We start from the raw sequence: 12,904 nt of genomic DNA, 5'->3' as shown, positions 1-12,904 counted from the left end.
TCAGGAGAAGACGGCATGGCCCCGGATCTGGATCAGCGGATCGAAACGTACTACGTGCGCGTGCGCGGACACGTGCAAGGCGTCGGCTTTCGCCACGCGACCGTGCGCCAGGCGCATGCGCTCGGTATCAGAGGATGGGTGGCGAATCTCGAAGACGGTTCGGTCGAAGCGATGTTGCAGGGCTCGGCCAACCAGGTGGACCGGATGCTGTCGTGGCTGCGTCACGGACCGCCGGCGGCGCGCGTCACCGAAGTGGAAGGCGAGGAGCGCGCGAACGATAAACGCTACGAGCGCTTCGAGCAGCATTGAAGCGCGCGTCTGTTACTTCGCGACCAGCAGACTCTCCGCGAAGCCCCATTCCTTCTCGACCCATTGATGACTGCAGGTGAAGCCCGCGCCATCGGCGATCGCGGGCATTTCGTCCGCGCTGTACTTATGGCTGCTTTCGGTCCAGATGGTCTCGCCGGCTGCGAGCGACACCGTCAATTGCGCGGCGCCCACGTGCGCCGTCACGTCGCGTTTGGCGCGCAGATGCATCTCGATGCTGCGCGCGTCCGGATTGAAGCGCGCCACGTGTTCGAATGCGTCGAGCGGAAAGTCGCCGTCGAGTTCCCGATTGATGCGCGCCAGCAGATTCAGGTTGAAGGACGCCGTCACGCCGATCGAATCGTCGTAGGCGGCCACCAGCACCGGCGTCGGCTTGAGCAGATCGGTGCCGAGCAATAACGCGTCGCCGGGCGCGAGCATGCTGCGAATCTCGCGCAAGAAGCGATTGGCGGCGAGCCGGCCGAAGTTGCCGATCGTGCTGCCGAGAAACAGCACGAGCAGACGCTCGCCCTTCGAGCGGTTCTGGCTGACTTCGGCGAGCCCGGCCAGATAATCGCGTTCATAACCGACGATCGAAATACGTTCGATGTCGCCGAGTTCGCGCCGGCACAACTGCAATGCGCTGCGCGAAATTTCAATCGGGTAGTAAGAAGTGGGGCGCTTTTTACATAGCGCTTCCAGAATGCGGCGGGTTTTGCGGCCGCTGCCGCTGCCGAGCTCGGCGACCGTCACATCGTGCGGCAGGTGCGCGACGATGTCCTCGGCGTGTTCGGTGAGCAGGCGCTCTTCGGCTCGCGTCACACCGTATTCGGGCAGCACGGTGATGACTTCGAACAGCGCGGAACCCACTTCGTCATACAAATATTTCGACAGCAACTCCTTTTGCGGGGCGTGGGTCAGGCCCGCACGAACGTCAGCGGCGAAGGCGGCGCGTTGTGCAGCAGAGGCGTCGGCCGAGGCGTCGTGCAACAGGGCAGGTTGAGTCATGCTGTCTCCAGAAATCGTATTCGATGAGCGGCAGGGCGAACCTCGGTTCGTGCAGGTGCGGACCGACCGCGAGAGCAAGTTCGAGCCTGACGGCAGGCTTCGATTTGCGCAGCCAATCTTCGTAGCAAGAACCGCGCTTGAGCGGAGTGTCGAGTTGCCGTCTAGAATGCCGGCTTGGTTTCAGCCCCGCAGCGACCTGCACCGACCTGCCGTGCAGCACTGCGGCCGCTTAAGAGACTCGCTATAAAACTCACGACAACACTCGACACGATGACAACGATAAAAACCGTTTCGCGACAGGCAGCATTTAGCCGGCAGGCCGCGCAGTGAGCGAGTATGACCCAAAGCGCGGCATCGCGTTGTCGGTCGGCGCGTCGGCGCTGTTCGCGTTGCTCTCCGCTTATGCCACGTTGCTCAAGCCGCTGAGCGGCCTCGATATCTTCGCGTGGCGCATCGTGTGGACCGTGCCGTTCACGTTCGGCTTCATCGTGTTGCGCAAACGCTGGCCGATTTTCCGCCACCTTCTTTACCGTGTAGTGACCGAGCCGGCACTGGCCCTCTCGATGCTCGTTTGCGCGGGCTTGCTCGGGGCGCAGTTGTGGGTGTTCTTATGGGCGCCGCTGCACGGACGCATGCTCGATGTCTCGCTCGGCTATTTCCTGTTGCCGCTCGTGATGGTGCTGGTCGGACGGTTCTACTACCACGAGCGGCTCGATGTTTTCCAGCGCCTCGCGGTTGCGTGCGCCGCGCTCGGCGTGGCGCACGAATTGTGGATCACCGGCGCTTTCTCGTGGCCGACCGTGCTCGTCGTGTTCGGTTATCCGCCGTATTTCGTGCTGCGTCGCAAGATCGGCGAGGATTCGCTGGCGATGTTTCTGCTCGAGACGATGCTGTTGCTGCCCGTCGCACTCTTCGCGTTGATCACCGGCGGATCGCTTACGCTGATCGCCGGCCGCATCGATATGTGGTGCGTGCTGCTGCCCGGACTCGGCGCGCTCAGCACGGTCGCGCTGGCTTCCTACCTGCATGCGAGCCGCTTGATGCCCATCGCGCTGTTCGGCATTCTCGGTTACGTCGAGCCGGTGCTGATCGTTCTGGTGTCGATCGCCTTGCTCGGCGAAACATTGAGCGCCGCGCAAATGGCCACGTATATTCCGATCTGGATGGCGGTCGCGTTGACGATGGTGCATAGCGTGCGAGTGTTCCGGCTCGCACCGCAATGAGTGCAACGCAATGGCCTAATGCGGTGACGCACTCGTCGTCGGGTTGATGCGCGTCTCGCCGACCTGCGCTTCGATTGCTTCACGCAGGCGCGGCCGCCAGCCGAAGCCGAACAGCGCTTCGGCCAGCACGAACAACGGGCCGATCAACAGGCCGATCACGTCGTCGACGAAAGCCGGCTTGCGATGTTCGTAGGCCACGTGGCCAATGAACTGGAACACCCAGCCGACCACGAAAAGACCGATTCCCGCGGCAAGCCACACGAGCGTGGACTGCGCCGCAAGCCATTCGCCGATCGCGACACATAGCGCCGACACGAACGCCATCATGATGCCGAGCGGCACGTCGAGCACGAGGTAATAGAGCGTGGCCGCGGCGAACAGCACCCATGCGGGCGAGAGCGCGAAGGACAACGTGCCGATGCCGAAAGCAGGCCGGCTCAGCAATACGGCCAGGGCCAGCACGATCATTGGAATGCCGATGAAATGCGTGGCGATATTGCGGCGGTCGCGATGGTAAGCCGCGTATTGCGTAAGCTGCTGCGTCAGCGTTCTCATGAGTGCCGCTCCTTGACCAAAGGCAGCATAATCGCGGGCAATCGAAATGGAAACCATCGGGTAGCCGACAATCGTGCAAATCGTGCAGGAAGCCGTCTCATGACCGCGAGTCTTTCATCGACCGAGCTTGCCGTGCTGCTCGAACGCAGTGCATGGTTTCGCGCGGCGCCCGCCGGCCTGCAGCATCAACTGGTCGAGGCCGGGCGCGTGCTGCGTCTGGACGGCGGTCAACGGCTTTTCACACGCGGCGATTCCGACGACGGTCTTTATTGCGTGCTCGATGGACTCATGCGCATCGGCGCGGCCAGTGCGGCGGGTAAGGAGGCGTTGCTCGCGGTGATCGAACCCGTGAACTGGTTCGGCGAGATCGCGCTGTTCGACCATCGGCCGCGAACCCATAACGCGTATGCCGAGCGCGATTCCGTGCTGTTTCATATGCCGCGTACTGCGCTCGCCGCGTTGCTCGAGCGTGCGCCCGAGTATTGGCATGCGTTCGGTTTGCTGCTTACGCAGAAGTTGCGGCTCGCATTCGAGGCAATCGAAGAAGCCGCGTTGCTGCCGGCCGCGCCGCGTATCGCGCGCCGCTTGCTGCTGATGGCCGGCGGCTACGGCGAAAGCGGCGGCATGTTGCGGCAGGTGCTGAAGGTGCCGCAGGAAGATCTCGCGATGATGCTCGCCTTGTCGCGGCAGACCATCAACCAGGTGTTGAAGCAGTTCGAAACGCAGGGCGCGTTGAAGCTGCGTTACGCGGAAATCGAAATTGCCGATGCGCGCAAGCTCGCTGCGCTGGCCGGGCTGGATGCCGCACCTGACTGACCATGCGTTCGAGTCGCGTTACTTGAACGGATTGTCGACCACGCCCGGTTTCGCATCGGGCTCGTCTTTTACTTTTGCCGGCAGATTGCCGTCGGCCTGCAACGTAGCGACGATTGCATCCACGGCCTGTTTCAACGCAAGCGCCGCCTTCAGGCCGCGTTGATCTTTCGTCAGTTCGAGTGAACCGTTCAGCACGATGCGGCTGCTGCCATTGGTCACGCTCAGCGCGTCGCCCTGAATGTTGAGGACGTCGTCGTCGTTCGAATAGGGTTTAAACACCTTTCAGTCCTCCCGGACGTTGATCTTTCAGATTCTCCGGTATGCCGGGAAAGCGCATGCCCGAAGCCGCTTCGAGTTCGTGAACCGTTCTGATGTCGTAACGGCTGGTGGAGACGTTGTCCACCATCACCGCGAACGCCAGTTTGCGCGACGGTACGTAGACGACCTTGAACAGTTGGGTCGGGACGAACACGCGCGTGGGTCCGATGGTCTGCAACTGCTGGCCGCTGAAAATCGGTCCGGTGACCACATACGTGTCGTCGTACGAGGTGGCGATTTTGCGCACGGACGTTTCGATGCGCGCCCACAGACGCTGGTTGTTCTCGCGATTCTGCGGCACCACGTTGGCGAGCGAGAACGATTGTGCCATCGCCTGCTGATTCCAGCGATTGCCCGCCGGACTCATATGAAATACCCGGTACGGATTCATACTTATACGGAGGTCGGCTATTGGCGGAACGCGCATGGCGAGTAGCCAGCGCGCGACCACTGCGTCGGGCGTCACCATTGACAAAAGATGCCTCGTTGAATTCGAGGCGGTTTTTCACAAAGAGTGGCATCGCGCGACCAGCACGTGCCACGGAAAGTGAAATATCCGTCGCGCACTGCCGAAGTCAGTGAAAAAACGGTCGATCAGCGACGGGCAAGGACCGGCCAGAAGCGGTCATTACCAAAGGAAAGAAGCGGACACTCAACGCCGACGCCAAGTTTGGATAGGTGGCCTGCCGACGTAAGTCGACTCATGCGACGGACTAGCTCTCTCCTGTATGCAGCTTGCCAACCTCAGGATACGAGGCGAGTTGTGCGAGTACAGTTGGCAAGAACCACTCCCGCACGAGTTCCTCGTACATACTGGAAAGATTGCAAAGCCGGTGCCAAACGTATTCCTCACAGTACTGTTTGAAGTGATCGAGATCTTGGTGCTCGATGCCCGCTGCGAGGTTCTGTCGAACGTCTTCCAGCTCGTTCAGACTCCATTGCATTGGCTCCCAAAAGTCGTGTCCCCGCCATACCTCCTGACGCAATGCGCTCTCAGTAAATACACGGAGCATTTCAAGATCGTCCTCAGCAGATGTCGTCGGATTGAAATTAGCTAAACCTCTTGTTCTTTCAATCTCCTTTTTCTGAAAGGCAAAGCGCGTAAACGCCCCATACATCTTTGCTCGTTTTCCATAGGCCCTAAGCGGGACCAAATTGACATCGCGCGGCAATATTTCGTTTTGGATAGGGATTTGAAGCTGCTTAGAACTTTTTTCGAAAAATGATGGATCTTCGGGCAGGATGATCTTTTCGAGATAATCATTCAAACAAACAAAGAAAGCGCGTTCAGTCTGGATATCAACAAGTATTAGTAGTACGGGTACCGCAGGTCCTAGAAGTTCAACAGTCAAGAGGTCAGAAACATCAAGCTGAAAGTTTGCGACTGCTATGTCGATGTACTCAGCTTTGTTTTCCGATAGCGTTCCCTTCGCTACATTGCCGCGGGAATAAGCACGCCTAGTTGTGTAATGAACCGAGTCGGAAGCTTTGAGTTGTACGTAGAAGTGCTCGCCAAGCGTTTCGGCAACTTCCTTGGCTTCGTCAACGTAGTCGAAAAGTTCAACAACGCAATCAATTCCGTAGTCCGGTCCGTACTCGTGTATCACCCATGCCTCTGGGATTTTTTGCCTCAGCACGCGAAAGGAGATCTCTTCTTTGACTTGATTGAAGGAGCGACGTTTAACGGTTGCCATGGCTGTTTTTTCGGGCGGGATCAGTGTTCTTACGGAAGAGGTTCAATTGACTAGTTTAACCTTCAGAGCAGTTCGACTGTAATGCTATCCGATAATCAAAAAACAGGCTCAATAGAAATGCCACACCGTCTGTCTGACAGATCGCAGCAAGCTGTTTGAGACATCGTCCAAGTGACTGCTAAGGGTCGCGTGCTGCCGATCCCGGCCGTGTGAGATTCAGGTGGTCTGCCATTTGCATGAGTCAGTGATCGGCCAGAAGGGGGGCTCGCTGGACGGTGATAAATGGCTGAAACTCGGCTGCTACCGGTCATTCGACCAATTTGATTTCGGCTAGTATATTTGCCGCTTGATAACACAGAATCCCTTCATTTTTCTCGCCAATCAACAAGCGCATGAGCCAATTGGACTACGACATCACAAACTACGCCTGGCTTGATCACGAATCAGTTGGTTTTCCGGACAGCCACTTGCAGTCGCTTGAACTCTTCAGGGAAAAAGTTGTTCGACCCTCACTTCAAGCGCTTGATGCAGAGATCACCAGGCTTCATGCAAGCGACGATCCAGCAGAAATCTTTATTACTGACGACTATGCTGAGCTCTTCCAAACGACCGTTGAGGGTTACCTAATCGCAGTGCAGTCGATGTGGGAACGTGGGCTGCGAGCGATGTTGATTCAGCGAGAGAGGAAGCTAACCAACACGCCTAACGCCCACGCTTTGGAGCGGGCAACTTGGGAAGGAAAGCCGCACAGCCTGCAAGATCACTTCGTTCGGCTGATGGGTGTTCCACTTCATGCGTTCGACATCTTTCCGGACCTCGACATCCTACAAAATCTGGCGAACGCTATCAGGCATGGCGACGGTGCTTCCGCACGGAAGGTGCATGAGCTTTGCCCGAAACTCTGGTTCCACTGGATAGAGCCAAAAGAAGTGTTAGTAGCAGGTCCCTACCGTATCGTTGGACCGCACGATGGCCCCAAGCATCCGCCCTTCGAAGCCATTACTCTGCCCGAACGCCTCTTGGAACAAATGATCCAATCAGCGATGTGGTTTTGGGAAGACATCGAGCACATGCGCTGTAATTCTTTCAAGCGAAAAAGCCCGATTGTGGTCGCCAAAATATCAACGTGGCAAGCCTGCCGCGTGCGCCGGTGCAGTGCGCGGGTCTGGCACCGTGCTGACGGCGCGTTTCCGTGAGATGCGGCCTAACTTAATCGTTGATCTGTTGAAAACATCATGGAGGGTTGCACACATCCTGCCGCTACTGGGCGTGCGCGTCGCGTAGATTCATCCTAGAGCGCCATCGCCGCAAGGCCATATGGGACGATGGCCGATGAGCTGTAGGTCACCCGCAGTTTCGGGTCGTCATCGAATCCGTCATTTTCGACATGCGCCGTGGCAGCCAGACAATAGCTCAGGTCAGCAGCGGCCGTCTATCTGGCCTTTGCGCTGTCATGAGGCGCCCTCACCGGGTTACGAACGCCGACCGGATATGCTCGTACGGCGGCGTTGCCGACAACTGCAGCAAAATATTTCCGGATGCGCCTCGCCCTACCGTATCAAGATTCCCCGATCTCGAGCCGTTAATCTTGGTCTGACACTGGGACAATCTACCTGCTGCCTTCGGGGCACGTCGGCGGTTGTACAAAAGGCGTTAGCAAGGCGGCACTCCTCGCGTAGAGCAAGCTGCGTCGTCTTCGGCTTGGAGAGGTCATGAATCAAGCTGTACGATTACACTCAAAAAAACATCGTTATGCATCCGAGATACTGGATTGAACTACTCGTATTGAGCTTCCGGCGGCCTATCGTCCGTCTGGCCGTAGTGTTCGTAGGTTTAGTGGCAGCAACCAAGCTAGCCACTACCGGAAGTGGCTCGAAGTACGTTGCTTCTGCACTTTTGATATGGATGCTCACGCAGATATTCCACGAATGGTTAAAGTGTTGGTCGCTCTTCCGGTACAGGATTGGAAGGCGCTTCATGCGAGTAATGAAGGCCTTAAGGCCACTTAGGGAGGTTCCTCCCGACGTACCGATAATTTACGGCGGACTTATGATGTATTCGCTCGGGTCCCTTGCTCTGGTGATGCTAGGACGGCGTTCGAATTTTCTCTCTACGCCCGCCGAGATTACAACGGTTGCAACCGCCGCAGCGTTTGGCGCATGCAGGCACGGATATGCCACATTTAAAACTATAGCGAGATGGTGGTGGAGTAAGGCGCTGGGGAAAATTCTGTATCTTTCGGCAACAGCATTTTGCGTATGGCTTGGTCACGCTGACGCAACGCGAATCACTAGAAGCCTCGCACACGCTGATGCGAAGTACTTTCCAAGCTTTGTTGGCTTGCTGTCATCTTGCTGCTTTTGCTTGCGTTTTATGCAATGCGTGGCAGCTTTAGTGTTTCTTTGTGCACTTGCGCAGTTTTCGCTCAATTTTCCAAGACTAGTTTTGCGCAATACGGGCAATAGTTTCTCATGGTGGCGTGCTGGAGGACCGGGCAAGCTGCACCGCTGGTGGAGACGCATTCGTGACGGCAGCAACGTGGTCAGTAATCGGAATATTATCGCCGGGCCGCGGCTACGAGAATTGAGTGAGCTATTCACTCCGATTGCCCTCCTCATTGTGTCCGTCACCTTAGTAGTGGCGCCGCAGGAACTTATGAATGGGTCGGTTGCTCACGATTCTTTAATGCGGATACTTGCCGCTATGGAATATACGGCAGATGGAAGTTGTACTGATATTCCGGACGATATTCCTACCGTTCATGTTGACGAAGGCTATGTGTCAGTGGTCAAGCAGGTCAACGGCGAGCCTAGATTTACACGACAGGTTTGTCGCCCGCGCGTAACGTGACAGGTCGAGTTGCCGACAGCATCACCGCCATAGCGCGCTGACATTTAGCTTCGCGAAGGAGCTTGACGCCGTGCTCAAGCATTAAGTCGACGGTTCGGAGCGTCTCTGAATACAAAGACGCTTCAGTTGTTGCGTGCATATCAAAAGAGTACTTTTCCACGGTGTTTCAGGCAATACGCGTATATCTTTGGTCTACCACTCTCATCTAGCGCTATCCCTTGCGAGTAGTTGACGTGATAAGACTGAGGTTGCGCGTAGATTAGCTCTGCCGTCCCCTCGAGCCGCATGGATGCCATTGCCATACCGAGAGCGTGTGGCTTTGGGCCAAGCGGGACGAGGTCTAGGTCTCGAAATTGTCCCCACGCATAGAGGCGTTCAAAAACCTCGAAAGCATCCATCCCATGAACGCGGTGAATCTCCGTACCGAACGGCTTGTCTGCTGGCATCAGCTTCGACAATAGGTACCAGTTTCTGCGAAAGGCAGGCGAAGCAGGCGGAAACGGAAACAGGAAGTCCAGTTTTGAGTTCCCCGCTTTTTCGAGAAGTCCTTCGATGCTAAGTGCCGTATATCCGACTCCCACAAACATACGCGGCGAGTTTCGTAGCCGTTGAACGCGGCCGAAGCCTTGGAGCGCAGCCGGAGGCAGAGCGTTTTCGCAAAGCGCAGCTTCTGGATACTGCTTAGCAGCGGCGTACGTCACGACAAGGTTCTGAACCTTGGCGCTATTTACTAGTTGTTTCAATGCAAATAGGAAGAAACGCTTGGGCAGCGTCGTGATATCAAGAACCACGGACTCAGAACCATCGGGGTTAAGTTGGTCCAACGAAAGTACTGACCCTAGTTGAGAAAGGAGATCCGCCTCAATGATCGCGGTGCTCTGCGCGCTCAAGGAGGCGCTGAGGGAGTCGAAGTTGGCCTTAACGACGGGAGCTGCTTCTGTCCATGATTCCGACGGAGGATTTGAGATCTTGTACAACGTGGATGATTTGATTCGAGGACCGTTCGAATTCATCAGATCGACGAGTGCGATGCACCGATCCTCAAACGAGGCGGAGGTTATAACATGCCATGCTTCGATGCCGATCTTGGGAAGGAGCCAGCCAATGGAGCCCCAGGGTCTCAGATTCATAGTTGTTAGATCCCCGGCAATCCAAGTTGCGTGTCGTCCTTAAATGAGCTTGATTCGCGGAAGGACGTGCTTTGCCGCTTTTGATTTGCATACAAAAGCTGAATTTCCTGCGGTGACGAATAGATAGGCTCCTTGGTTCTGATGTGGGGTATTCTGAATAATGGGCAAAGAAGGGGATGCAAGTACCACTTAAGCCGAGGCGCTTGGTCTCGATGCTTCGTGGTATGAGCTGACTCCAATAGATCACCGTGATCTCGACAGGATTTTATTATCGACACAATAAAATCTTCAGCGGAGATATCCGATTGCAGTAGGCTGAAGCCTGAGTGTCCAGGGTACGATAACGCCTGGTCCTCAAGCATCCTACGCCTGAACCAACCTCCTAGCACAGTGACCAGACGGGTGCGTTGATCGGCTTCTAACCCCACCTGAATTTTTTTGAACCAAATCTGGCTAGCCTCGGTGATGCCGATAACTTGGTCATCTACGGAAAAGCGCGGAAGTGCTGATCTTTTATCAGCGTCTCCTGGATTGCGGCGCTGCCACGTTGCCCAAACAGTTTTGCAAATTGTCATAAAGGCCAAAATATTATGACCTGCGAGATCGATAATTTGCCTTTCGCCGCTCCAAACTAACGCCTGTTGCCGCTCGCCGGCTAGCTGCATAAGAGCAATCTCATTTCGTTCCTTCACCCACCATGGGCTCTTTCTCCACGGCAAACCAGTAGCTTGCATGCCATTCTGCGCGATCCGCCGGCGCTTCTGTATCGCTTGCCGCAACCACGCCTCACCGAAGCGAGCTTCCAACGGGTCACCGCCGTTCCAAAGGCTATCAAGATAGGATTTCCATTCGGGAGCCCATGATGACTCGGCTCGCACCAGACTTTTCGATCCGCCTATATACCGTCGGGCCCGATCAGCAGGTTCCATCGAGCGTCCAAACAACACCTCCATGTCGTTGCCATCTACTTTAAATCCCGCACCTTCCAATCGTTTTCGCAACACGTCCTTCGCCAGCGTGGGGAATTTCCACTTCTTTGTGTGCTCTCCGCGACGCAAGATCGCGTCGAGATCGACTACGCTGTAATCGCGAAGTTCTTCCAGCGGAGCACCACTTCCCCAAGCAGTCAGATCCGCCTTCCAAGCATAGTGTCTCGTACCAATCCGATATGCGACCCGAGGGTCACGGCGGGCCAACGCCGAATTTATCACCTGCCTAAAAACATGCCCGAGCCCCGTGTGCCTCTCCAATTCGAAAAGTTCCTCGTGCTGATCTATCCGCAGGAGCACTAGTGTTTCGATCGGAAGAATTCCAGACTCGCGTAGAGCAGATGCCAATTCGGCCATGGGGACGCCAGCGGTGGAGCGGCTAGTCTCGATCTCGTCCGGCAACTTATCAATATTAAGGTTGAAGTAATTTTTGTGAGCGCGCAGCCGGTCTTCGAGACACTCGATCGCCCGATCGATCGTCGCGCATTTCTCATCGACGAATCCTGACCAACCTTCCCCTTTAAATAACGCTGCGAAGAGTGAGAGCTGACACTCGCCAGTTAGATTAACCGGCACCTCTTCCAAAATTTTGTGGTCTTTCGCTTGCTCTTGGGCTAAGTATGAAACATTTTTCAAAAGATCTAAGCAGAGAAGCGAATTTAAATAGTCAGCAAAATTGGCCGCAACAATATTTGCTCGCTGGTTCTCCGGCAATTCCGCTGAACGTGCAGCGACCAACGACGAATTTTCTCTTGATAGCTGCACGCCGGCCGAAATAAATTGCCGTTGTTTCAACGGTACAGGATACTTCGTTTGGCTATGCGCGTACGCTACTCTCGTAGATGTCTCCAAGAGATTCAGGAGCATGCTTTTTCCACTACCTTGTCTGCCTTTAAGCACAACATGGCCTCGAGAAAATAGCTCCTCCGTATCACTTACCAGAATCGGACTAAACATACGAACATAAGCCCATGGGTCCAATATCTCAGTTACCCACAGGTCATGAAATGGGTTATCGAATCTGAGCGTAGCCATTAGACTCTCCTCTTTCGGGGAAACAGTGGGAAAGGCCAAGTCTCGCTTTGTGCATGAAAAATTGGCGGAGTATTATTTGGGCAGTTGCTGTACGAGCTTGCTAAGCTACCGACCTTGTCGTATCCATAGGCCCCGCCGTTTAAATTGAATCCGCCTTTTTTGTATCCATAATCCATAGCCTTTCTGAAACCGTCAAAAGATTTAGGTTCATTTTCGGATACCATCTCGCCAATCAGACATTCGGAATTAAGAACAACGACGGGCGAGTAGGTTAGCCGACCACCTGAGTCCAAAGCCAGTTGCCGCAGGATCTCATCGCCCGGATGACAAACAATGAGAGGGATCAAAAGGATAGGGCCGGGAAATGCCTGCAAGGCGAATTTCGCTGCTCTTTCACATTGCTGGCCGGATCCAACAAAGTCTTCGAAGAGTACTAGATATTTGATATTTTTCTTTGAGACGTATTTTTCAATTTTGTCCCGATCTCCGAGTTGTTTCAGGCTCAACCAGTCCGGCCTCAAAGATTGGCTATCGATGCCGGTTCGATGCAAGAGACTATTTATTCGCAAGCTGTCCGTGACCGGGCAAGGCCAGCAAAAGTCCGCCTCCGCTTGAAGAGCGGTCGGGAAGTCTTCGGCAAATATATCTAACCCAGCGTGATCGGACAGCCACCGAAGGAAGATGTGCTGGACGGCGCAGCGATATAGTTCGTCTGTCTCATGCTGCCCGACGAAGAAGAAATAGCGCAGGCCATGGAATGCACTCCACCTGTGCTCGGGTTGGTCAAATCCTGCCACCCACCGATCCAAGCGTAGGATAAAATCCATGCCGTCGTCTGCGGGGACGGCTTTAGTCGGCTCATACTGATTGAACAAAAACTCGGCCTGAAGCTCGTAGAGTTGCTTCAGGCGTACTGTTTTTTGACTGTATTCCACCGAGTACTGGATCCAACTGTCGATTGGACTTTCCGGATAATTCAT

General features: G+C 55.3%; 12 protein-coding genes and 1 pseudogene. 5 read left to right on the top strand and 8 right to left on the bottom strand.

The window, feature by feature from the left end:
* Nucleotides 1–15: 15 nt before the first annotated feature.
* Nucleotides 16–309: an acylphosphatase gene (locus FQ746_RS27860; protein ID WP_409932444.1), complete on the top strand. Its 294-nt coding sequence runs from the start codon at nt 16–18 to the stop codon at nt 307–309.
* A gap of 12 nt (nt 310–321) precedes the next feature.
* Here the strand turns inward: FQ746_RS27860 and egtD are convergent, their stop codons facing one another.
* Nucleotides 322–1,314 carry an L-histidine N(alpha)-methyltransferase gene (gene egtD / locus FQ746_RS27855; RefSeq protein WP_144113013.1) on the bottom strand — a complete coding sequence of 331 codons (993 nt, stop codon included), beginning with the start codon at nt 1,312–1,314 and terminating at the stop codon, nt 322–324.
* 326 nt (nt 1,315–1,640) lie between these two features.
* On the opposite strand from egtD, the gene rarD reads away from it, so the two are divergent.
* Nucleotides 1,641–2,537 carry an EamA family transporter RarD gene (gene rarD / locus FQ746_RS27850; protein WP_144113012.1) on the top strand — a complete coding sequence of 299 codons (897 nt, stop codon included), beginning with the start codon at nt 1,641–1,643 and terminating at the stop codon, nt 2,535–2,537.
* A 15-nt stretch (nt 2,538–2,552) separates the two neighbouring features.
* Here rarD and FQ746_RS27845 read toward each other — a convergent pair whose 3' ends face one another.
* Nucleotides 2,553–3,092 (bottom strand): DUF962 domain-containing protein, encoded by a 540-nt coding sequence (locus FQ746_RS27845; RefSeq protein ID WP_144113011.1) that lies wholly within the window; start codon nt 3,090–3,092, stop codon nt 2,553–2,555.
* A 99-nt stretch (nt 3,093–3,191) separates the two neighbouring features.
* Between FQ746_RS27845 and FQ746_RS27840 the strand changes: the two genes are divergently transcribed.
* Nucleotides 3,192–3,908, top strand: a complete 717-nt coding sequence (locus tag FQ746_RS27840; protein ID WP_144113010.1) for a Crp/Fnr family transcriptional regulator — start codon at nt 3,192–3,194, stop codon at nt 3,906–3,908.
* Nucleotides 3,909–3,926: 18 nt separating this feature from the next.
* Here the strand turns inward: FQ746_RS27840 and FQ746_RS27835 are convergent, their stop codons facing one another.
* The 3 genes and pseudogenes from FQ746_RS27835 to FQ746_RS27825 form a co-directional block, all read right to left on the bottom strand.
* On the bottom strand, nt 3,927–4,187 hold the full coding sequence (locus tag FQ746_RS27835; protein ID WP_144113009.1) for a hypothetical protein: 261 nt from the start codon (nt 4,185–4,187) through the stop codon (nt 3,927–3,929).
* Nucleotides 4,180–4,596 (bottom strand): annotated as a pseudogene (locus FQ746_RS27830) (DNA/RNA non-specific endonuclease); the annotation flags it as partial. The pseudogene FQ746_RS27830 and the gene FQ746_RS27835, both read right to left, overlap by 8 nt.
* A gap of 343 nt (nt 4,597–4,939) precedes the next feature.
* Nucleotides 4,940–5,920, bottom strand: coding sequence for a DUF4365 domain-containing protein (locus FQ746_RS27825; RefSeq protein WP_144113008.1), 981 nt, complete (start codon nt 5,918–5,920; stop codon nt 4,940–4,942).
* Nucleotides 5,921–6,312: 392 nt separating this feature from the next.
* Between FQ746_RS27825 and FQ746_RS27820 the strand changes: the two genes are divergently transcribed.
* Together FQ746_RS27820 and FQ746_RS27815 are read left to right on the top strand one after the other, a co-directional pair.
* Nucleotides 6,313–7,116, top strand: a complete 804-nt coding sequence (locus tag FQ746_RS27820; protein ID WP_144113007.1) for a hypothetical protein — start codon at nt 6,313–6,315, stop codon at nt 7,114–7,116.
* 853 nt (nt 7,117–7,969) lie between these two features.
* On the top strand, nt 7,970–8,770 hold the full coding sequence (locus FQ746_RS27815; protein ID WP_144113006.1) for a hypothetical protein: 801 nt from the start codon (nt 7,970–7,972) through the stop codon (nt 8,768–8,770).
* 140 nt (nt 8,771–8,910) lie between these two features.
* Here FQ746_RS27815 and FQ746_RS27810 read toward each other — a convergent pair whose 3' ends face one another.
* The 3 genes from FQ746_RS27810 to FQ746_RS27800 are packed head-to-tail and all read right to left on the bottom strand — an operon-like array spanning nt 8,911 to nt 12,904.
* Complete coding sequence (locus FQ746_RS27810; RefSeq protein ID WP_144113005.1) at nt 8,911–9,900, bottom strand: hypothetical protein; 990 nt, start codon at nt 9,898–9,900, stop codon at nt 8,911–8,913.
* Nucleotides 9,901–9,905: 5 nt separating this feature from the next.
* Nucleotides 9,906–11,924, bottom strand: coding sequence for a hypothetical protein (locus tag FQ746_RS27805; protein ID WP_144113004.1), 2,019 nt, complete (start codon nt 11,922–11,924; stop codon nt 9,906–9,908).
* Entirely contained in the window at nt 11,924–12,904 is a 981-nt protein-coding gene (locus FQ746_RS27800; RefSeq protein ID WP_144113003.1) for a hypothetical protein, read from the bottom strand. Before FQ746_RS27800 ends, FQ746_RS27805 begins: the two co-directional genes overlap by 1 nt.

This window comes from Paraburkholderia sp. BCC1886 (assembly GCF_900996245.1).
In the GTDB taxonomy this organism is placed as follows: Bacteria; Pseudomonadota; Gammaproteobacteria; order Burkholderiales; family Burkholderiaceae; genus Paraburkholderia.
The sequence above is the reverse complement of the archived record's forward strand: the minus strand, read 5'-3'. Positions and strand labels throughout refer to the sequence as shown.

Coding starts and splice junctions, on each gene's coding strand:
- FQ746_RS27860 (WP_409932444.1), top strand. CDS start 16: ATGGCCCCGGATCTGGATCAGCGGATCGAAACGTACTACGTGCGCGTG.
- FQ746_RS27825 (WP_144113008.1), bottom strand. CDS start 5,920: ATGGCAACCGTTAAACGTCGCTCCTTCAATCAAGTCAAAGAAGAGATC.
- FQ746_RS27820 (WP_144113007.1), top strand. CDS start 6,313: ATGAGCCAATTGGACTACGACATCACAAACTACGCCTGGCTTGATCAC.
- FQ746_RS27810 (WP_144113005.1), bottom strand. CDS start 9,900: ATGAATCTGAGACCCTGGGGCTCCATTGGCTGGCTCCTTCCCAAGATC.
- egtD (WP_144113013.1), bottom strand. CDS start 1,314: ATGACTCAACCTGCCCTGTTGCACGACGCCTCGGCCGACGCCTCTGCT.
- FQ746_RS27815 (WP_144113006.1), top strand. CDS start 7,970: ATGATGTATTCGCTCGGGTCCCTTGCTCTGGTGATGCTAGGACGGCGT.
- FQ746_RS27800 (WP_144113003.1), bottom strand. CDS start 12,904: ATGAATTATCCGGAAAGTCCAATCGACAGTTGGATCCAGTACTCGGTG.
- FQ746_RS27845 (WP_144113011.1), bottom strand. CDS start 3,092: ATGAGAACGCTGACGCAGCAGCTTACGCAATACGCGGCTTACCATCGC.
- FQ746_RS27840 (WP_144113010.1), top strand. CDS start 3,192: ATGACCGCGAGTCTTTCATCGACCGAGCTTGCCGTGCTGCTCGAACGC.
- FQ746_RS27805 (WP_144113004.1), bottom strand. CDS start 11,924: ATGGCTACGCTCAGATTCGATAACCCATTTCATGACCTGTGGGTAACT.